Source organism: Clostridium sp. AM25-23AC, from assembly GCF_003435125.1.
GTDB lineage: Bacteria > Bacillota > Clostridia > Lachnospirales > Lachnospiraceae > Pilosibacter > Pilosibacter fragilis.
Window position 1 is genome coordinate 20,539 of the sequence record NZ_QWGI01000029.1, and the last position, 19,125, is coordinate 39,663.

Annotated in this window: 16 protein-coding genes and 1 tRNA gene; 9 read left to right on the forward strand and 8 right to left on the reverse strand. The window is 47.4% G+C overall.

Annotation, left to right across the window (positions count from 1 at the left end):
- Nucleotides 1-3: 3 nt before the first annotated feature.
- The 8 genes from mnmG to DW677_RS14715 form a co-directional block, all read right to left on the reverse strand.
- Nucleotides 4-1,953: a tRNA uridine-5-carboxymethylaminomethyl(34) synthesis enzyme MnmG gene (gene mnmG, locus DW677_RS14680; protein WP_117552767.1), complete on the reverse strand. Its 1,950-nt coding sequence runs from the start codon at nucleotides 1,951-1,953 to the stop codon at nucleotides 4-6.
- 104 nt (nucleotides 1,954-2,057) lie between these two features.
- The gene (gene mnmE / locus DW677_RS14685; RefSeq protein ID WP_117505292.1) at nucleotides 2,058-3,434 is read right to left on the reverse strand and encodes a tRNA uridine-5-carboxymethylaminomethyl(34) synthesis GTPase MnmE; all 1,377 of its coding nucleotides are present in this window, start codon (nucleotides 3,432-3,434) and stop codon (nucleotides 2,058-2,060) included.
- A 259-nt stretch (nucleotides 3,435-3,693) separates the two neighbouring features.
- Nucleotides 3,694-4,410, reverse strand: coding sequence for an RNA-binding cell elongation regulator Jag/EloR (gene jag / locus DW677_RS14690; protein ID WP_117484476.1), 717 nt, complete (start codon nucleotides 4,408-4,410; stop codon nucleotides 3,694-3,696).
- A gap of 15 nt (nucleotides 4,411-4,425) precedes the next feature.
- Nucleotides 4,426-5,676, reverse strand: coding sequence for a YidC/Oxa1 family membrane protein insertase (locus tag DW677_RS14695; RefSeq protein WP_117471081.1), 1,251 nt, complete (start codon nucleotides 5,674-5,676; stop codon nucleotides 4,426-4,428).
- Between the two features lie 19 nt (nucleotides 5,677-5,695).
- Nucleotides 5,696-5,905 carry a membrane protein insertion efficiency factor YidD gene (gene yidD / locus DW677_RS14700; RefSeq protein WP_117471080.1) on the reverse strand — a complete coding sequence of 70 codons (210 nt, stop codon included), beginning with the start codon at nucleotides 5,903-5,905 and terminating at the stop codon, nucleotides 5,696-5,698.
- 7 nt (nucleotides 5,906-5,912) lie between these two features.
- The gene (gene rnpA, locus DW677_RS14705) at nucleotides 5,913-6,257 is read right to left on the reverse strand and encodes a ribonuclease P protein component (RefSeq protein ID WP_021904730.1); all 345 of its coding nucleotides are present in this window, start codon (nucleotides 6,255-6,257) and stop codon (nucleotides 5,913-5,915) included.
- A gap of 103 nt (nucleotides 6,258-6,360) precedes the next feature.
- A complete protein-coding gene (rpmH, locus tag DW677_RS14710) occupies nucleotides 6,361-6,495 on the reverse strand; it encodes a 50S ribosomal protein L34 (protein ID WP_015552758.1) in 135 nt (44 codons plus the stop codon).
- A 643-nt stretch (nucleotides 6,496-7,138) separates the two neighbouring features.
- Nucleotides 7,139-7,777, reverse strand: coding sequence for an ECF transporter S component (locus tag DW677_RS14715; protein WP_015552757.1), 639 nt, complete (start codon nucleotides 7,775-7,777; stop codon nucleotides 7,139-7,141).
- A gap of 589 nt (nucleotides 7,778-8,366) precedes the next feature.
- Here DW677_RS14715 and dnaA point away from each other — a divergent pair.
- The 9 genes from dnaA to DW677_RS14765 all read left to right on the forward strand — a co-directional run bounded on the left by dnaA (nucleotide 8,367) and on the right by DW677_RS14765 (nucleotide 18,974).
- Nucleotides 8,367-9,731 carry a chromosomal replication initiator protein DnaA gene (gene dnaA, locus DW677_RS14725; RefSeq protein WP_117471078.1) on the forward strand — a complete coding sequence of 455 codons (1,365 nt, stop codon included), beginning with the start codon at nucleotides 8,367-8,369 and terminating at the stop codon, nucleotides 9,729-9,731.
- 270 nt (nucleotides 9,732-10,001) lie between these two features.
- Nucleotides 10,002-11,120 carry a DNA polymerase III subunit beta gene (gene dnaN, locus DW677_RS14730; RefSeq protein WP_117471077.1) on the forward strand — a complete coding sequence of 373 codons (1,119 nt, stop codon included), beginning with the start codon at nucleotides 10,002-10,004 and terminating at the stop codon, nucleotides 11,118-11,120.
- Between the two features lie 86 nt (nucleotides 11,121-11,206).
- Nucleotides 11,207-11,416 carry an RNA-binding S4 domain-containing protein gene (locus tag DW677_RS14735; protein WP_015552753.1) on the forward strand — a complete coding sequence of 70 codons (210 nt, stop codon included), beginning with the start codon at nucleotides 11,207-11,209 and terminating at the stop codon, nucleotides 11,414-11,416.
- Nucleotides 11,417-11,427: 11 nt separating this feature from the next.
- A complete protein-coding gene (gene recF / locus DW677_RS14740) occupies nucleotides 11,428-12,513 on the forward strand; it encodes a DNA replication/repair protein RecF (protein ID WP_015552752.1) in 1,086 nt (361 codons plus the stop codon).
- A gap of 12 nt (nucleotides 12,514-12,525) precedes the next feature.
- Nucleotides 12,526-14,436: a DNA topoisomerase (ATP-hydrolyzing) subunit B gene (gyrB, locus tag DW677_RS14745; protein ID WP_117515745.1), complete on the forward strand. Its 1,911-nt coding sequence runs from the start codon at nucleotides 12,526-12,528 to the stop codon at nucleotides 14,434-14,436.
- A 102-nt stretch (nucleotides 14,437-14,538) separates the two neighbouring features.
- Nucleotides 14,539-17,061, forward strand: a complete 2,523-nt coding sequence (gene gyrA, locus DW677_RS14750; RefSeq protein ID WP_117567694.1) for a DNA gyrase subunit A — start codon at nucleotides 14,539-14,541, stop codon at nucleotides 17,059-17,061.
- 198 nt (nucleotides 17,062-17,259) lie between these two features.
- Entirely contained in the window at nucleotides 17,260-18,102 is an 843-nt protein-coding gene (locus DW677_RS14755; RefSeq protein WP_015552749.1) for a fumarate hydratase, read from the forward strand.
- A 21-nt stretch (nucleotides 18,103-18,123) separates the two neighbouring features.
- Nucleotides 18,124-18,672 carry a Fe-S-containing hydro-lyase gene (locus DW677_RS14760; RefSeq protein ID WP_117515744.1) on the forward strand — a complete coding sequence of 183 codons (549 nt, stop codon included), beginning with the start codon at nucleotides 18,124-18,126 and terminating at the stop codon, nucleotides 18,670-18,672.
- Nucleotides 18,673-18,886: 214 nt separating this feature from the next.
- Nucleotides 18,887-18,974, forward strand: a tRNA-Ser gene (locus tag DW677_RS14765).
- Nucleotides 18,975-19,125 lie beyond the last annotated feature (151 nt).

Consider the following 19,125-nt stretch of genomic DNA (forward strand, 5'->3'; position numbering starts at 1 on the left):
AAATTATTTCCTTCCCATCTGCTCTAAATGCACCATCAGGACAGAGATATCTGCCGGTGAAACGCCGGAAATTCTCGATGCCTGTCCGATATTCTCCGGCTTATAGAGATTCAGCTTCTGGACAGCCTCTCTTCTTAAACTGTTTACCGTTGTATAGTCGAGATCCGCCGGGATTTTTCTTCCCTCAAGCTTCTTAAACTGTGCCACCTGCTGCTTCTGTCTGCGGATATATCCGTCATATTTCAGATTTATGTCAACCTGTTCCCGCACATCCGCCGGAAGCTCCGGCCTCTTTTCATCTAACTCCGCCAGCATCCCATAATTTAATTCTGGTCTCTTAATGAGCTCCGCCAGTGTACTTCCGGACTTTAACGCCGTACTTCCATGAGCCTCCAGGAACGTCTGAACCTTCTCGTTCGCACCGATATTCGTCTTCTCGAGACGTGCGATCTCCGCCTCAATGGCCTTTTCTTTCCAAAGTACATACTCGTACTGTTCATCGGATACAAGACCGATCTCATGTCCGATCCCGCGAAGTCTGAGATCCGCATTGTCCTGACGCAGGAGCAGACGGTACTCCGCTCTCGATGTCATCATGCGGTACGGCTCATGATTTTCCTTTGTCACAAGATCATCGATAAGGACCCCGATATACGCCTGGGAACGATCAAGAACCACCGCGCTCTTCTCCTGCAGTTTTCTCGCCGCGTTCACACCGGCCATAAAGCCCTGAACGGCTGCCTCCTCATATCCGGAGCTTCCGTTAAACTGGCCGCCGGAGAACAGTCCGTCAATATTTTTAAACTCCAGGGACGCCTTTAACTGTCTCGGATTGATGCAATCATACTCAATTGCATATGCATTTCGAACAATTTTGATATTTTCCAGTCCCGGAACCGTCCGGTACATGGCATACTGAACATCCTCCGGCAGGGAGCTGGACATTCCGCCGAGGTACATCTCATTCGTGTAGAGTCCCTCCGGCTCCACAAACACCTGATGACGCTCCTTATCCGGGAATTTTACGACCTTATCCTCGATGGACGGGCAGTATCTCGGACCGGTTCCCTCGATGGCACCGGAGAATAATGGGGAACGTTCCAGGTTGTTCCGGATGATCTCATGGGTCTTCTCATTCGTATACGTCAGCCAGCAGGAGATCTGTTCCTTCTGTATCGACTCCGGATCCGTAGAAAATGAGAACGGAACGACCCGCTTATCTCCAAACTGCTCTTCCATTTTGGAGAAATCGATACTTCTCTTATCCGCTCTCGCCGGTGTTCCCGTCTTAAAACGGTACATTTCGATTCCGTTCGCCTTTAAGGAATCTGTCAGATGGTTCGCCGCCTGCAGACCATTCGGTCCCGTCGGGTTGCTCACATCGCCGTAAATACATCTTGCACGGAGATAAACACCTGTAGCAAGAACCACCTCACGGCACCTATAGACCGCGCCGGAGTAGGTTTTTACACCCACGATCCGCTTTTTCACCGGATAACTGCTCTCCTGCTGCCCCTCATGCTCCCTCTTAAAGGTTCCGTACTCGCCCGGGATTTCCTCCGTGAGGATCTCAGCAATCTCCGCCTGTCGGATCGTCAGATGATCCGTGTTCTCCAGGACGCGGCGCATGGATCTCGTGTACTCCTGCTTGTCCGCCTGAGCACGCAGGGAGTGGACCGCCGGTCCCTTGGATTCATTCAACATCTTCGACTGGATAAACGTTTTATCAATATTTTTGCCCATCTCACCGCCGAGGGCATCCAGCTCACGGACAAGATGTCCCTTGGAACTTCCTCCGACGTTCGGGTTGCATGGCATCAGGGCAATGCTGTCCACGCTGACCGTAAACATGATCGTCTCAAACCCAAGTCTCGCTGCCGCAAGCGCCGCCTCGCATCCCGCATGGCCCGCGCCGACAACTACAATATCATATGTCTCCTCTACTACCGGCATTTTATTTCCTCTTTTCTTGTCAATTCCCTACTGTCTCTTCTATACTCCCAGCGGAATCTCCCATAAAAAACGTTCCGATCCGCCAATTTCTTTCCACCATAATCTTACTTACCCATACAGAACTTGCTGAAGATCTCATTCACCAGGTCATCCTCCACAGACTCCCCGACAATAAGACCTAACTTCTCATAGGCATCCATCAGATCGATCGAATAAAAATCCTCCGGCATGCCGTTCTCTATACTGTTCTCCACCATGGACATGCTCTCGAAAGCGTCCTTTAAAGCCTTCACATGGCGCACATTCGTGATCATAACCTGGTCGTTGAAGTCGATCTCACCTTCATAGAATAAGGACTTTATCTCCTCTTCCAGGAGGTCGATTCCCGTCTCCTCCTTCGCGGAGATTCCGATCACCTTATGCCCGGACCGCTTCTCCACCTCATCCGCGGATACTACCGGCTCCAGGTCGCTCTTATTTAAGAGTACCACTGACTTCCGTTCCTTAATAAAGTCCATGATCTGATAGTCGTTCTCATCCAGCTTCCTCGATCCATCTACAACGTAGATGATGAGATCCGCCTTCTTCGCCTCTTCCATGGCCCGGGAAACGCCGATCTTCTCCACCACGTCCTCTGTATCCCGGATTCCCGCAGTGTCCACAACATTCAGGCTGATTCCCTGAAGATAGATATGTTCCTCAAGGATATCTCTCGTCGTTCCCGCCACATCCGTAACAATGGCGCGATCCTCGCCAACTAAAACATTCATCAGGGACGATTTTCCGGCATTCGGCTTTCCTAAAATAACAGTCTTTACGCCCTCAGAAACCACCCGTCCATTGGAGGAAGAACAGATCAGCTTCTCAAGCTTCTTCTTCACAGAAAGAACAACTTTAAGCAATTTTTCCCCGTATCCGTCAAGGGAAATATGTTCCGGATCGTCAAGCGCCGACTCGATAAAGGCAATCTCATAGATAATCTGTTCCCGGATCTCATGGATCTCCTTCGATACACTTCCCCGAAGCTGGCTCACAGAGGACTGCAGCGCATATTCATTTTTCGCGTTGATCACGTCGATGACCGCCTCCGCCTGGGAGAGGTCGATCCTGCCGTTTAAGAACGCCCGTTTCGTAAATTCACCCGGCTCTGCCAGTCTCGCCCCGGCCTTTAAGACTGTCTCCAGGATCCGTCTCGTGACCAGCATTCCGCCGTGACAATCGATCTCCACGGTATCTTCCGCTGTGTAGCTCCGTGGTCCTCGCATAAGCATCAAAAGGACCTCATCCACAGCCTCATCCCCGTCATAAACGTATCCGTAATGGATCGTATGGCTCTCCGCCTCAGAAAGCTTTTTCTTTCCAGGTTCCCGAAAGACCTTTTCCGCGACTTCAACCGCGTTCTCACCGCTGATCCTCACGATTCCGATTCCTGAATTTCCCATCGCCGTGGCGATCGCTGCAATCGTATCTGTATATTCCATAATCTCCATCCTGTCACTCACGCCTGCTGACTTAAAACATCAAGCTGAATGATCTTCTATTTTCTGGCTCCGCAAGTCCTGTAAACTCACGGAAATTCACACAATTAATCACCCTATCATAGCACAAAGGGGCTGCCATAGGCAACCCCCTCTATCACGATATCTGCAACTATTCAGCACCTTCCTGGTTACCTTTGTTTCCAGACAAAATCAGCCATGCGTTCCCGCACAGTGCGGCGCATGGCTGATCTGTGAATTATTATTCCTGACTGCTGCTGCGATAGCTGTTCTCAGAACCAGCGGTTCTTTCGCGTCTCTCGTATCTCGGTCTTCTCTCTCTGCGCTCTTCCTTCTTTAACGCGATCACAACATGGCGGAACGGCTCCTCACCTTCGCTCTTTGTGAATACGTATTTGTCGTTCTGGAGTGCGGAGTGGATGATCCGTCTCTCATACGGATTCATCGGCTCTAAGGAAACCGGACGTCTTGTCCGCTTTACCTTGTAAGCGATATTCTTTGCGAGAGTCTCCAGTGTTTCTTTTCTTCTCTCTCTGTAATTTTCGGTATCCAGCTTGACTCTTAAGTAGTCCTCAGATTCCTTATTTACAACAAGGCTTACAAGATACTGAAGGGAATCGAGTGTCTGTCCTCTCTTGCCGATGAGAAGTCCCATCTCCTCGCCGGTCAGGTTGACATCCATCTCCTTTTCCTCTTCATTCATTTTCACTTCCACGTCAACAGCAAGGCCCATTGCATCGAAAACGGAATTCAGGAAATATACGGCCTTATCGTCAACGGTCTCGATCTTCTTCGCGCGGATCACTGCCGGCTTGGAACCAAAAAGTCCGCCGAGAACTCCGGCACTTCCTTTTTCCACGACCTCGTACTGAATCCGATCACTGCTCACACCGAGCTGCAGGGATGCCTGTGTGATTGCATCTTCCACAGTTTTCGCAGTCACTGTAATCATTTCCATAACAGAACCCCCTTATTATTTTCGCTTGTCATGTGCCTCATTGTACTTCTGGACCATCGCTGCTTTGGAAGCGAGACTTCCCGGTTTCGCGTTGGTGTTGTAGTACTTGCTGGACTCCTCGATCTGTTTCGCGATCTTTTCCTTCTTAACTTCCTCAGCTGCTTTCTCTTTCTCCTCCTCAGCCTTGATCGCCTTTAAGGATGCGGTAGCGTTCTGAGTTACCTTAGCCGGCGGAAGTCCCTGTTTTGCACGTTTCTTATTTACCTTTTCCAGGTTCTTTGCGATCATATCGTCGATATTTACCTTATCCATGTACGCGTTAACGATGAGCTGCTGGATAATTGTAACAACGCTGGTCGCGATCCAGTAGATACCAAGACCTGCCGGCATCGTGATACAGATGAACGCGGAGAATAACGGCATTGTCGTTGTCATAGTCTTCATGGACTGCGCCATCGGATTCTCTGCATCTGCGGATGTGGACGGCTGATTTCCGCTCATGAGCTTTGTGCTGAACCACTGGGATACTGCCGCAAGAACCGGGATGATCCATGCAAAGGACGGTACCCAGCCCGGTGCCTCTGCCATATTTAAACCGAGGAACGTGTTCATTCTCTCGACAACAGCAGCATTCTGGCCGATCACATCAGAGATTGCCGGGAACAGTGCCTGAAGCTCTCCCCACTGGGATGTGGAGAATTTATAGAGCATGTCTACAAGACGGTTTGCATTTGTGAAATCAAACTTGTCTAATTTTCCGCCGCAGGCGGTTGCGATATTTGTGATTTCCTGTAACTTCTGAGCATAGTCAGCCTGTCCCATCAACGGAGTGACAACGTTGTCGAAATAAACGCGGACAGACGGAACGTATGCCGGAATATTGTAGATGACACGGTACAGTGCAAGAAGGATCGGCATCTGGATCAACAGTGGAAGACATCCGCCTGTCATGCTTGTGCCGTACTTCTCGTAAACAGCCTGGATCTCCACGTTCTGACGCTGCATGGACTCCTGATCCGACTTTCCTTTATACTTCTTCTGGATCGCCTGGATCTCCGGATTCATGACAGACATGAGTTTTGTGGTTTTCTGCTGTTTGATCGTGAGCGGTATCATCAGTGTTTTCATTACGATCGTAAACAGAATGATGCACAGACCTACGTTGAACACGCCGAAGCTGCTCGTAAATCTGAAGAGGATGTCCATGACATAGCCAAGGACAGTCGCGATCGGTCCCAGAATGGAACCAGCCTTCGTCAAAACCATATCTTACCTCCTGGGTTTTTTACGGGACTGGATCATAACCGCCTTTTGCAAACGGGTGACATCTCAAAATCCGCCTGCAAGCAAGATAAGCACCTTTTATAGCGCCGTATTTTCTGATTGCTTCCATGGCGTACTGGGAGCAGGTAGGCGTATAAATACAGTGAGGGCCGATACAGGGAGAGATAAACTTCCTGTAAATCTTAATCAGACCAATCAGAACCCATTTCATAAACCACTCACTTCGATTCTTTTAAAATGTTATGAAGCCCGCATAAGTGCAGAAAAGCACTCTCAATCTTGTCGAAATTTTTGTCTTTTGCCGCAGCACGTGCGACAACAATGATGTCTTTTCCTTCTTCTAATATGTCCTTATTTAACCGGAAGCTTTCGCGGACAAGTCTCGCGAACCGATGCCTTACAACGCTGTTTCCGACCTTTTTGCTGGCGGAAATTCCGATTCTCGTGTCCTCCCGTCCCGAATCCATCACGTACATGACCAGATATTTGTTTGCGTAGGACTTCCCTCCCCGGTAAACCGTCTGGAAATCCTGATTTTTCTTTAACGAATTGAACCTTTTCATTCAATACCTCTGCAAAACTAAGTCGATAAAGCCGTAAAAATCCCGCATAACAAAAAAGAGCATCCAAAAGTTTTCCTAAACTTCCGGATACTCTCTTGGTTCATTAAGCAGATAATCTAGCTCTACCTTTTGCTCTTCTGGCAGCTAAAACTTTTCTACCGCCTGCTGTTGCCATTCTCGCTCTGAAACCATGAACTCTTTTTCTCTGAGTGTTCTTCGGCTGAAATGTCATCTTCATAAACCCGGCACCTCCTCTTACTCTAAATTCAAGTACCTTCTCATGTACATATAAACTAAGACATATTGAAGCATCGTATCGATTATATAAAAATTGCCGCCCTTCGTCAAGACTAAATTTCAAAAAAATCCTTAAAACATGGGGATTTCTCCCATATGATTTTTCCTTTTTTTCGCTGTATATCCACATTCTGCTTTTTGCATGGAACGTTACTTTTCGGTCTTTCAGTAATAAAAAAGGGGAACAGCGTTTCGCTATCCCCCATAAAATGTATGTATTGATTTTATGTCACTATATTTAGTATCTCTTCATTATATTATGATGTTGGGGTCAAAAGCTTTTGACCCCTCTGATACCGAATTGCTCTGCACTGCGTGCTCCCGCAATTCTCAAAAACATTCGTAATTCGCTCATTTTTCTATGAAAAATGGCTACTTACTCATGTTTTTGGCGGGTCCCAAGGTCAAAAATTCTCCTGCAAGCAAGCTTGCGTCGAACTTCTGACCTTTTGACCCTGGTATCATATTATAGAAGCTGCAGCGTTATTATTTTCCGCTGCTCTCATTTTTTATACCTGATCTTCTTCCGGAAGCTGCCACACCACGCTTCTGAAAGGTATTCATATATAACCGGCTCTTTCCGATCAGCCGTTATCTTTCATGATTTTAAACAGAACCTTCGTGATGGCCGTCGTAAGGATACCTGCGACGATCGCCTCCGGGATACCAAATCCCAGGATGATTCCCAGGATCACATCGTAGATGTGCTCCACTGCCTTGTTGGACGCAGCCGCGTAGCTCTGTCCGAAGAAGATATAAATTCCGTTCATGACAAGCAGTGTGTTTGTCATAGCTCCTGCGATACCAGCCACCCAGAGGGCAACGGTCTGGCTGCCTTTGATTCCGTGAGCTGCTTTCATGATCAGCTTATAAACAAAATAAGCAACGATGCCGATGCATACACGCGGCACGATGGCGATCACGGCGCTCCACATGTTTCCGCTGTATCCGCCGATCGTAACGAACGGGCTGAATACGAAGGAGGTCACTCCCGGGGCAATGGTCGCTTTTACAAGGCTGGTCACACCAAATACCAGTCCTAAGTAAGCGCCGTACTTCGGTCCAAGGATGATCGCTCCGATGATGACCGGGACGTGGATGATCGTTGCGTTCATAAAGCCTAACGGAATGTAACCGAGAAACGGTACGACCGACATGGCGATGATGATCGCAGTGAAGATCCCGGCGAGGGACATGTCCAGAACTTTCTTTTCAATTTTCATTTTTCTTTTTCCTCCTGCTACTGTTCTCTTGCGAGATACAATGCAATATAGTCACGTCTTGCATTATAGCGTGTCAGCGTGATGCCGTCAAATTCTTTCTCTAAAATTTTCCATTTATTTTTACTTTTCAATTTTACTTCCTACAATATAATTCCTGTTGTCGCCTTCTTTCTCCCGATCTCACCCTTTTTTCTCCCCTGCTGCCTTAATTTTTTTCGGTTTTTCATTTTTCCCTCATATACGCCCTCTCCAACGTCCAGTCCTCTAAAATCGTTCTTTCTTTCCCTTCTGATTTCGGTGTCTTTCTCCCACGGACACAATTTATTGTATTTTTTCTGTCCGTTCCTGGCGCACATCTTGTTATGTGGCTATTCACATGTTTTCCACTCATAATTATCAACTTATCCCCAAATCGTGGATAAGTTGTGGATAAGTCACTGGAAAAGTTGTGGATTTTCACATTTGACATTGAAAATTATTCCGTTTTACGCTAGAATAAATTCAGAGTGGGTTTATATGCTTTTGTGGACAGGTTTCCGCCTTTTCCACAACTATGCACATCGTTATACACATGTTTAGGAGTATGAATATGCTGGAAGAAATCAAAGAGAAATGGGATGATATCCTCTTAAATATAAAGGAAGAACACGATATTTCAGAGGTGTCCTACCGCACATGGCTGCTGCCGCTGATCCCGGATTCTGTGGATAAAGATATCCTCACGATCCTGGTGCCTGATTCCGCGTTTATCAGCTATGTGAAAAAGAAATATGAGTTCCTGTTGAAAATTACGATCGAAGAAATTACAGGATTTCAGTGCGAACTCGATTTCAAGTTAAAATCTGACGTGAAGGAACCGGAAAAAGAGAACCGTCTGATCAATGTAACCAACAATACGGTCAGTCAGCTTGCTCTCCAAAACGCGAACTTAAATCCGCGTTACACCTTCGATACCTTTGTCGTCGGAAAAAACAACAACCTTGCCCATGCCGCATCCCTTGCAGTTGCGGAATCCCCGGGCGAAATTTATAATCCGTTATTTATTTATGGAGGCGTGGGACTCGGGAAGACGCACTTAATGCATTCCGTCGCCCACTTCATCCTGAAAAATAACCCGAGCGCAAAGATTCTGTACGTGACATCCGAGAAATTTACAAACGAACTGATCGACGCGATCCGAAACAAAAACAACGTTTCCACCACGGAATTCCGTGAAAAATACAGAAACAATGACGTGCTTCTGATCGACGATATCCAGTTTATTATCGGAAAAGAAAGTACCCAGGAGGAATTTTTCCATACATTCAATGCCCTCTACGAGGCAAAAAAGCAGATCATTATTTCCTCCGACCGTCCTCCAAGAGAAATTGAAACTCTGGAAGACCGTCTCCGTTCCCGTTTCGAATGGGGACTCACCGTAGATATCCAGCCGCCGGATTATGAAACCCGGATGGCGATTCTCCGGAAAAAGGAAGAACTTGAAGGATACAACATCGATAACGAGATCATCAAATATATCGCTACCAATGTAAAATCCAACATCCGTGAACTGGAAGGCGCCCTCACAAAAATCGTTGCTTCCAGCAAACTAAATAATAAGGAAATCAATCTTGAACTTGCAGAGGAAGCATTAAAAGATCTGATCTCCCCGAACGCTGCCCGCGAAGTGACTCCGCAGCTTATTATTAATGTAGTTTCTGAGCATTTCGGCATCACACCCCTTGATCTCATCGGCCAGAAACGAAGTAAAGAACTCGTATTCCCGCGCCAGATCGTCATGTATCTCTGCGGCGATATGACGAGCGAGTCTCTCCAGAACATCGGAAAAGCTCTCGGCGGCCGCGATCATACAACGATCATTCACGGAACAAAAAAGATTGCCAGCGAATTAAAGACCGACGAGAATTTAAAGAACACGATCGATATTTTAAAGAAAAAAATCAACCCACAGTAAGCTTGTGGATTTTTTCGTGGAAATCCCGTTGAAAATTTGTGGATAAAATGAGGATGATTTTTCCCGATTTTTGCCTGTGGAAAACTCCCGGGTTGTCCTTTTGGATTTGCAGAGTTACCCACAATGGTTTTCACAGAGGTTTTTTCATGGTTTCATTAGGGTTTTCCCCCTTATAAACAAATTCACACTCCCTACTACTGTTAAGACTAATATCTTTTATATATTTCTTTATTTGTGAACGTTTCTTAAGAAAGGAAGTTATCAACAACTATGAAACTGACATTCCAGAAAACCGCTCTCTTAAACGGTATCAATATTGTTCTCAAGGCAGTTCCGTCAAAAACAACGATGCCTATTTTAGAGTGCATTCTGATCGACGCTTCTACTGATGAGATCAAGCTGACTGCCAACGATATGGAGCTCGGCATTGAGACAAAAGTTGAAGGTGATATCCTTGAAAAAGGTAAAATTGCACTGGATGCAAAGCTTTTTTCTGAAATCGCAAGAAAATTATCCGATTCAGATTCCCTTGTAACCATCGAATCTGATGAAAAATTCAATACTGTGATCACCTGTGAGAACTCTGTATTCAAAATTCAGGGCAAAGATGGAGAGGAATTCTCCTATCTTCCGTATATTGAGAGAAATAAAAACATCACACTCTCCCAGTTTTCCTTAAAAGAGGTGATCCGCCAGACGATCTTCTCCATCTCTGTCAACGACAGCAACAAGATGATGACAGGCGAACTTTTTGAGGTAAACGGTGATACACTCCGAGTCGTTTCTCTCGACGGACATCGTATGGCAATTCGTAAAATTGTATTAAAAGATGAATATGAAAGCACAAAAGTCATCGTTCCGGGAAAAACTCTGAACGAAATCAGTAAAATTCTCACCGGTGACAACGAAAAAGAGGTCCAGATCTTCTTCGGAGCGAACCATATTCTCTTCGAATTTGATGATACGATCGTAGTTTCCCGCCTGATCGAGGGCGAATATTTCAAAGTAGACCAGATGCTTTCCAGCGATTATGCCACAAAAGTGTCTCTGAATAAGAAAGATTTCCTGGACAGCATCGAGAGAGCTATCATTTTAATCCGCGAAAATGACAAAAAACCGATCATTCTGAACATTGAAGACTCAAAAATGAGCCTGAAATTAAATTCCAGCTTCGGTACCATGAACGCGGAGATCCTGATCCACAAAACAGGACAGGATCTGATGATCGGATTCAACCCGAAATTCTTAAGTGATGCGCTGCGGATCATTGATGATGAGGAAGTTACCCTCTATATGATGAATGCGAAATCTCCGTGTTTCATCAAAGATGAGGATGAGAGCTACATTTATCTGATCCTGCCGGTAAACTTTAACGCCGCTGCGATTTAAAATCAGATGAAATTTCCCCGAAGTTCCGGTAAAATCCGGGGTTTCGGGTCGATTTTTTCATATATCTGGAATAAAAAAGGAGAAAAATGGAAAGTATTCACTTAAAAGATGAGTTTATCAAGCTTGGACAGGCATTGAAACTTGCAGGTCTGGTCGGCTCCGGAGTGGACGCAAAGTTTGTAATTCAGGACGGGCTTGTAAAAGTAAATGGGGAAGTTGAGACCCAGCGAGGCAAAAAACTTTACCCGGGAGACACGGTTTCCTATGACGGAAAGACATTTAAGGTAGAAAATTAAAGGATTTTTTCATGTTTATAGAATCCATCGAGCTGTCAGATTACAGAAATTACAGTCATTTACATATTGATTTTCATAAAGGGACGAACGTTCTTTATGGAGATAATGCCCAGGGAAAGACAAATATCCTGGAGGCAGTCTATGTGTGCAGCACAACAAAATCGCATCGGGGCAGCAAAGATAAAGAAATTATCCGGTTCGGCGCGGACGAATCCCACATCAAAATGATGGTCCGGCGGGATGGAATTCCCTACCGGATCGATATGCATCTGAAGAAAAATAAGGCAAAAGGGGTCGCGGTGAACGGAGTTCCGATCAAAAAAGCCAGTGAACTTTTCGGAATCGTCAATGTGATCTTCTTTTCACCGGAAGATCTGAACATTATCAAGAACGGACCCGCCGAGCGGAGACGTTTCGTCGACCTGGAACTCTGCCAGCTAAACAGGCTGTATGTCTACAATCTGGCACAGTATAACAAAACGGTTATACAACGAAACAAACTATTAAAGGACATAGACTACAACACGTCCTTAAAAGAGACGCTCCCCATGTGGAATGAGCAGCTCTTAAAGTACGGCACAGAACTTATAATTATGCGTTCTGAGTTTATAAAAGAGCTGAATCCCCTGATTGCGGAGATCCACGCGGGGCTCTCGGGCGGAAAGGAAACACTCTCTATCGCCTACGAGCCGAATGTGTCGCCGGAAAATTTCAGGGAGCAGCTTGCGAAGAACCAGTTTCAGGAGATCAGGCAGAGGCAGACTCTGACCGGTCCCCACCGCGATGACCTGAACTTCATCGTAAACGGAACGGATATCAGGCGGTTCGGGTCCCAGGGACAGCAGAGAACGGCAGCTCTTTCTTTAAAACTTGCGGAGATCGAGCTGGTGAAAAAGATCGTAAAGGATTATCCGGTGCTTCTTCTGGATGACGTCCTTTCTGAACTTGACAGCAAGAGACAGGAACATTTACTTTCAGAAATTACCCATATTCAGACCCTGATCACCTGTACGGGTCTGGATGAGTTTGTAAACAGCAAATTCCGGATGGACAAGATTTTTAAGATTGTTGAAGGAACGGTAGAGAGCGAAGACTAAAGGAGGAACTTCATGAGCGCAGAATATAATGCAGATCAAATCCAGATTCTGGAAGGACTTGAGGCTGTAAGAAAAAGACCGGGAATGTACATTGGAAGTACGTCTTCGAGGGGACTTCACCATCTGGTATATGAGATCGTAGACAATGCGGTGGACGAGGCTCTTGCAGGATACTGCGATACCATCGATGTACAGATCAATTCCGACAATTCCATCACCGTTGTCGATGACGGACGGGGAATTCCGGTCGATATCCAGAAAAAAGCGGGACTTCCTGCAGTTGAAGTCGTTTTTACGATCCTTCATGCCGGAGGTAAGTTCGGCGGTGGGGGATACAAGGTATCCGGCGGCCTGCACGGTGTAGGAGCTTCTGTTGTAAATGCCTTATCCGAGTGGCTGGAGGTTGAAGTCTACCACGGAGGAAAGGTCTACAGGCAGCGCTATGAGCGCGGAAAGACCATGTACCCGTTAAAGATCGTGGGTGACTGCCCGACAGATAAACATGGTACAAAAGTAACGTTCCTTCCGGACAAGACCATCTTTGAGGAGACTGTCTATGATTACGATACTTTAAAGATCCGTCTCCGTGAGACGGCATTCCTTACAAAGAATTTAAAGATCATTCTCAGAGATGACCGCGAGGACAAGAAAGAAAAAGTATTCCACTACGAAGGCGGTATCAAGGAGTTTGTCTCCTACTTAAATCGCAGCAACGTGCCGCTTTATGACAATGTGATCTACTGCGAGGGCAAGAAGGACAACGTGCTGGTAGAGGTTGCCATGCAGCACAACGATTCTTATACCGAGAATATTTACAGCTTTGTAAATAATATCAATACACCGGAAGGAGGAACCCACCTCACCGGTTTCAGAAATGCCTTAACAAAGACATTCAACGATTACGGAAGAAAGAATAAGCTCTTAAAGGACAATGAGCCGGCTCTCACCGGCGAGGATATCCGTGAGGGCTTAACAGCCATCATCAGCGTCAAGATCGAGGAGCCGCAGTTTGAGGGTCAGACAAAGCAGAAACTCGGAAACAGCGAGGCGAGAGGTGCTGTTGACAGCGTGGTATCTGAGCAGCTCACCTATTTCCTCGAGCAGAATCCGTCCGTAGCAAAGACGATCATCGAGAAATCCGTCCTCGCCCAGCGTGCCCGCGCCGCAGCGAGAAAGGCGAGAGACTTAACAAGAAGAAAAACGGTCCTTGACGGCTTATCCTTACCGGGAAAGCTTGCGGACTGCTCCAGTAAGCACCCGGAGGAATGCGAGATCTACATCGTAGAGGGAGATTCCGCCGGCGGTTCCGCAAAGGACGCGAGAAACAAGAGCACCCAGGCGATTCTTCCGCTTCGAGGAAAAATCTTAAACGTGGAGAAGGCGAGACTCGACCGGATCTACGGAAACGCGGAGATTAAATCCATGATCACAGCCTTCGGAACAGGAATCCACGAGGATTTCGATATCTCGAAGCTCCGCTACCACAAGATTATTATCATGACCGATGCCGATGTGGATGGCGCCCATATCAGCACACTGCTTCTGACATTTATCTACCGGTTTATGCCGGAGCTCATCAAGCAGGGCTATGTTTATCTGGCCCAGCCGCCGCTCTATAAGATCGAGAAAAACAAGCGGGTATGGTACGCGTACAGTGATGAGGAGTTAAACAATATCTTAAAAGAGATCGGACGTGACCAGAACAACAAGATCCAGCGTTACAAAGGTCTTGGTGAGATGGATGCGGAACAGCTCTGGGAGACTACAATGGATCCGGAGCACAGAATCCTTTTACGTGTGACCATGAACGAGGAGATGACGTCGGAGATCGACCTCACCTTTACAACACTCATGGGAGATCAGGTGGAGCCGCGCCGTGAATTCATCGAACAGAACGCGAAATACGGAACTCTTGACATTTAATGCGGCAGCAGGGCTGTCTGGAAGGCGGTAAACCCGCCGGATGGTCATGCGGCGCAGTTTACGCAGGTTTAAGGCGCAGCGCAGGCTGCATTGGAGGAAAGAATGGAACCGAATATTTTTGACAAAATTCATGAGATAGACTTAAAAAAGACCATGGAGAAGTCGTACATCGACTACGCCATGAGCGTTATCGCGTCGCGAGCGCTCCCGGATGTCCGTGACGGATTAAAGCCGGTACAGAGACGTGTCCTCTACTCCATGGCGGAACTGAACAACGGTCCGGATAAGCCCCACAGAAAAAGTGCCCGTATCGTCGGTGATACCATGGGTAAATACCATCCGCACGGCGACAGCTCCATCTATGGTGCTTTGGTAAATATGGCCCAGAGATGGTCCATGCGTTATATGCTCGTAGACGGCCACGGAAACTTTGGATCCATCGACGGCGACGGTGCCGCTGCCATGCGATACACCGAGGCGAGACTCAGCAAGATCTCTGTGGAGATGTTAGCGGACATCTATAAAGATACCGTTAATTTTATACCGAACTTCGATGAGACGGAAAAGGAACCGACGGTACTTCCGGCCAGATTCCCGAATCTTCTTGTAAACGGAGGAACCGGTATCGCGGTCGGCATGGCCACAAATATCCCGCCCCACAACCTCCGCGAGGTCATCGCGGCTGTCGTAAAGATCATCGACAACCAGGTGGAAGAAGGAAGACAGACCTCCATGGAGGAGATCTTACAGATCATCAAAGGACCGGATTTCCCGACTGGAGCTGAGATCCTGGGAACGAGAGGAATCGAAGAAGCGTACCGCACAGGCCGCGGGAAGATCAGAGTCCGTGCGGTGACAAACATTGAGACAGCTCCGAACGGAAAGAGCCATATCATCGTCACAGAGCTTCCGTACCTTGTCAACAAGGCGAGACTCATCGAGAAGATCGCGGAGCTCGTAAAGACGAAAAAGATTGACGGAATCACCGGAATCACCGATGAGTCCAACCGTGAGGGAATCCGCATCAACATCGAACTCAGGAGAGATGTGAACGCGAACGTCCTCTTAAACCAGCTCTTAAAGCATACACAGCTGCAGGATTCCTTCGGTGTGATCATGCTTGCACTGGTAAACAATGAGCCAAAGGTCCTCAATATTCTCCAGATGTTAGAGTACTATCTGGACCACCAGAAGGACGTTGTGACGAGAAGAACGAAGTACGACTTAAATAAGGCCGAGGAACGCGCCCACATCTTAGAGGGCTTATTAAAGGCCTTAGATCATATCGATGAGGTGATAAGGATCATTCGCGGCTCCGCAAATGTCGCGGAGGCGAAACGCGTCCTCATGGAGCGCTTTGAACTCACAGACCCGCAGGCACAGGCGATCGTGGACATGCGTCTGCGCGCTCTCACAGGTCTGGAACGCGAGAAGCTCGAGAACGAGTACAAAGAACTGGAGACAAAAATCGCGGAATTGCGTGCAATCCTTGCAGATGAAAATAAATTATTAAGTGTGATCAAGAAAGAGATCCTTGTGATCTCCGAGAAATACGGTGACGACAGACGGACAAAGATCGGCTTTGAAGATGATATGTCCGTGGAAGACCTGATCTCCGACGATGACACTGTAATTGCGATGACCAATCTTGGATACATCAAGAGAATGTCCGTGGACAATTTCAAGAGCCAGAATCGCGGCGGAAAGGGAATCAAGGGAATGCAGACCATCGATGAGGACTTCATCGAGGATCTTCTCATGACAACGAACCACCACTATATCATGTTCTTCACGAACACAGGACGATGCTACCGGATCAAGGCCTACGAGATCCCGGAGGCAGGAAGAACAGCCCGCGGAACGGCTATCGTGAACCTTTTACAGCTCCAGCCGGGCGAAAAGGTCACAGCGGCGATCCCGATGCGTGAGATCGATGATGACAAGTACCTCTTTATGGCCACAAAGGGCGGAATGGTGAAGAAGACCAGAATGTGCGAGTACAGCAACATGAGAAAGACAGGTCTTCAGGCAATCCTGCTCCGCGAGGGAGATGAACTGATCGAGGTAAAGGTGACAGACAATACCGAGGATATCTTCCTCGCGACGAAATTCGGTATGTCCATCCGCTTCAAGGAGACGGATGCGAGAATTACCGGCCGTGTTTCCTATGGTGTTATCGGCATGAAGCTCGACGAGGGTGACGAGGTCATCGGCATGCAGATGGCAAGCCAGGGCGAGTACATGCTCGTGGCATCCGAAAAGGGATACGGAAAGAGAACGAGAATCTCTGAATTCAAGCTGCAGCTTCGCGGTGGTAAGGGACTTCTCTGCTACAATGTGACAGAAAAGACAGGAAATCTTGTCGGAATGAAGCTGCTTGACGACGGAAGAGATATCATGCTGATCACCAATGAGGGCATTCTGATCCGCATGGGTGTTGACGATATCTCCATCATCGGCAGAAATACATCCGGCGTAAAACTGATGAGCATTGATGCCGATTCTGATGTCCGCGTTGCTTCCATCGCGAAAGTCCGGGAAAGCAGCCGCCAGTACGAGGAGGACGAAAACGTGGCAGATCCAGAATCCATGGAGAATGAGGACGGGGAGACCACGGAGGAGTAATGTTCATGAATATGAAGAGCGGTTATGAGACCGCCATTCGTCCATAAAACAGGATTTCTGACTCTGGAGTGATTGGATACAGGAATCCGGGAATGCCGGATTCCTGTATTTTTCATAATAATAGGCCATCATGAATGTCCGGAAGAAATCCGTCCGATGGCAATCAATCCAAAAAAGTAATCGGGAGGAAAATCGTCTATGAGAACTGTTCAGACGAGTGAGATCACAAAAAACATCCGGGAAATGTGCATCGAGGCAAACCATTTCCTTTCGGATGACATGAAAAAAGTATTTAATGAGAGCGTGGAGAAGGAAGAATCACCTCTTGGAAAACAGATCTTAAATCAGCTTAAGGAGAATCTTGAGATTGCTGGAAGAGACATGATTCCGATCTGCCAGGACACGGGCATGGCCGTCGTTTTCATTAAAGTCGGGCAGGAAGTACATATCGAGGGAGGTAATCTGACGGATGCCATCAATGAAGGCGTCCGACAGGGATACGTGGACGGATACTTAAGAAAGTCTGTTGTCCGTGATCCTATCGACCGCGTGAATACAAAAGACAACACCCCGGCGATCATCCATTACGAGATCGTAGACGGGGACCAGGTGGACATCACTGTTGCGCCGAAGGGATTCGGAAGCGAGAACATGAGCCGCGTGTTCATGTTGAAGCCGGCTGATGGCATTGAGGGTGTGAAAGAGAAGATATTAGAGGCTGTCCGTGACGCTGGTCCGAATGCCTGTCCTCCTATGGTGGTCGGCGTCGGTATCGGCGGAACCTTTGAAAAGTGCGCCCTGATGGCAAAGCATGCCCTGACGAGAAATTTGGAAGAGGAATCTCCGGTTCCATATGTCAGAGACCTGGAGAAAGAGATGCTTGAAAAGATCAACAGACTCGGAATCGGACCGGGGGGACTCGGCGGTCGTGTGACTGCCATGGCCGTCAATATCGAGACATATCCGACGCATATCGCGGGACTTCCGATGGCAGTGAATATCTGCTGTCATGTAAACCGTCATGCGCATCGCGTTATTTAATAAGAGAAACAGGAGGAAACCATGGACAGACAGATCAGTGTACCAATTAAGAAAGAAGACGCAGTGTCTCTCCGGGCCGGGGACTACGTGACTCTTACGGGAACCATCTATACAGCGAGAGACGCAGCGCATAAGAGAATGCAGGAAACGCTGGACGCGGGGGAAGCTCTGCCCATCGAGATGCAGGGAAACGTCATCTACTATATGGGACCGTCCCCGGCAAGAGAGGGACGTCCTATCGGGTCTGCGGGACCAACAACGGCGAGCCGTATGGATAAGTACGCGCCGAAGCTTTTAGACCTTGGCCTGGGTGCCATGATCGGAAAAGGGAAGAGAAGTCAGGCGGTGGTCGATGCTATTGTGAGAAATGGTTCCGTCTACTTTGCTGCAATCGGCGGTGCGGGGGCACTATTGTCCCAGCGCATCAAAAAGTCGGAGGTCGTTGCCTACGATGATCTTGGAACTGAGGCAATCCGGAAACTGGAAGTAGAAGATTTTCCGGTGGTCGTCGTGATCGATTCCCAGGGAAATAACCTGTATGAGACGGCAATCAAGGAATATCAGAAATAATATCAGATGAGAAAGCGGAGAACCGACAGCTGGAAAAGGAGTTGATTCCCCGCTTTTCTGGTATAAAAGTATAGAGAAAAATCATACTGTAAAAAGATGGTAAAAAAAGATGAAAAAAGTTGTTGACAAAAAGAACTATAGCTTGTATAATTAATCCTGCGTCTGGCGAGTTCGCCCGACAAACTTAATAAATGATAATTAGCTACGGTAATAAGGAGAAATACTCAAGAGGCCGAAGAGGCGCCCCTGCTAAGGGTGTAGGTCGGGAAACCGGCGCGAGGGTTCAAATCCCTCTTTCTCCGTTCATCTGCTTGAAGGACTTCAAAAAAGAACTTCAAAAAAAGATGAAAAAAGTTGTTGACAAACAGCAAACACTGTGATAAGATATCAGAGTTGCCGCTGAGATACAGCAACAACAAAACAAAGTTCCTTGAAAACTGAACAGTATGTAAA

What these genes read in the sequence shown, in the direction of transcription:
- dnaA (WP_117471078.1), top strand. Translation starts at nt 8,367, where the DNA reads ATGCTGGAAGAAATCAAAGAGAAATGGGATGATATCCTCTTAAATATA.
- mnmE (WP_117505292.1), bottom strand. Translation starts at nt 3,434, where the DNA reads ATGGAATATACAGATACGATTGCAGCGATCGCCACGGCGATGGGAAAT.
- gyrB (WP_117515745.1), top strand. Translation starts at nt 12,526, where the DNA reads ATGAGCGCAGAATATAATGCAGATCAAATCCAGATTCTGGAAGGACTT.
- jag (WP_117484476.1), bottom strand. Translation starts at nt 4,410, where the DNA reads ATGGAAATGATTACAGTGACTGCGAAAACTGTGGAAGATGCAATCACA.
- DW677_RS14755 (WP_015552749.1), top strand. Translation starts at nt 17,260, where the DNA reads ATGAGAACTGTTCAGACGAGTGAGATCACAAAAAACATCCGGGAAATG.
- DW677_RS14715 (WP_015552757.1), bottom strand. Translation starts at nt 7,777, where the DNA reads ATGAAAATTGAAAAGAAAGTTCTGGACATGTCCCTCGCCGGGATCTTC.
- DW677_RS14760 (WP_117515744.1), top strand. Translation starts at nt 18,124, where the DNA reads ATGGACAGACAGATCAGTGTACCAATTAAGAAAGAAGACGCAGTGTCT.
- gyrA (WP_117567694.1), top strand. Translation starts at nt 14,539, where the DNA reads ATGGAACCGAATATTTTTGACAAAATTCATGAGATAGACTTAAAAAAG.
- DW677_RS14735 (WP_015552753.1), top strand. Translation starts at nt 11,207, where the DNA reads ATGGAAAGTATTCACTTAAAAGATGAGTTTATCAAGCTTGGACAGGCA.
- dnaN (WP_117471077.1), top strand. Translation starts at nt 10,002, where the DNA reads ATGAAACTGACATTCCAGAAAACCGCTCTCTTAAACGGTATCAATATT.
- yidD (WP_117471080.1), bottom strand. Translation starts at nt 5,905, where the DNA reads ATGAAATGGGTTCTGATTGGTCTGATTAAGATTTACAGGAAGTTTATC.
- recF (WP_015552752.1), top strand. Translation starts at nt 11,428, where the DNA reads ATGTTTATAGAATCCATCGAGCTGTCAGATTACAGAAATTACAGTCAT.
- DW677_RS14695 (WP_117471081.1), bottom strand. Translation starts at nt 5,676, where the DNA reads ATGGTTTTGACGAAGGCTGGTTCCATTCTGGGACCGATCGCGACTGTC.
- rnpA (WP_021904730.1), bottom strand. Translation starts at nt 6,257, where the DNA reads ATGAAAAGGTTCAATTCGTTAAAGAAAAATCAGGATTTCCAGACGGTT.
- rpmH (WP_015552758.1), bottom strand. Translation starts at nt 6,495, where the DNA reads ATGAAGATGACATTTCAGCCGAAGAACACTCAGAGAAAAAGAGTTCAT.
- mnmG (WP_117552767.1), bottom strand. Translation starts at nt 1,953, where the DNA reads ATGCCGGTAGTAGAGGAGACATATGATATTGTAGTTGTCGGCGCGGGC.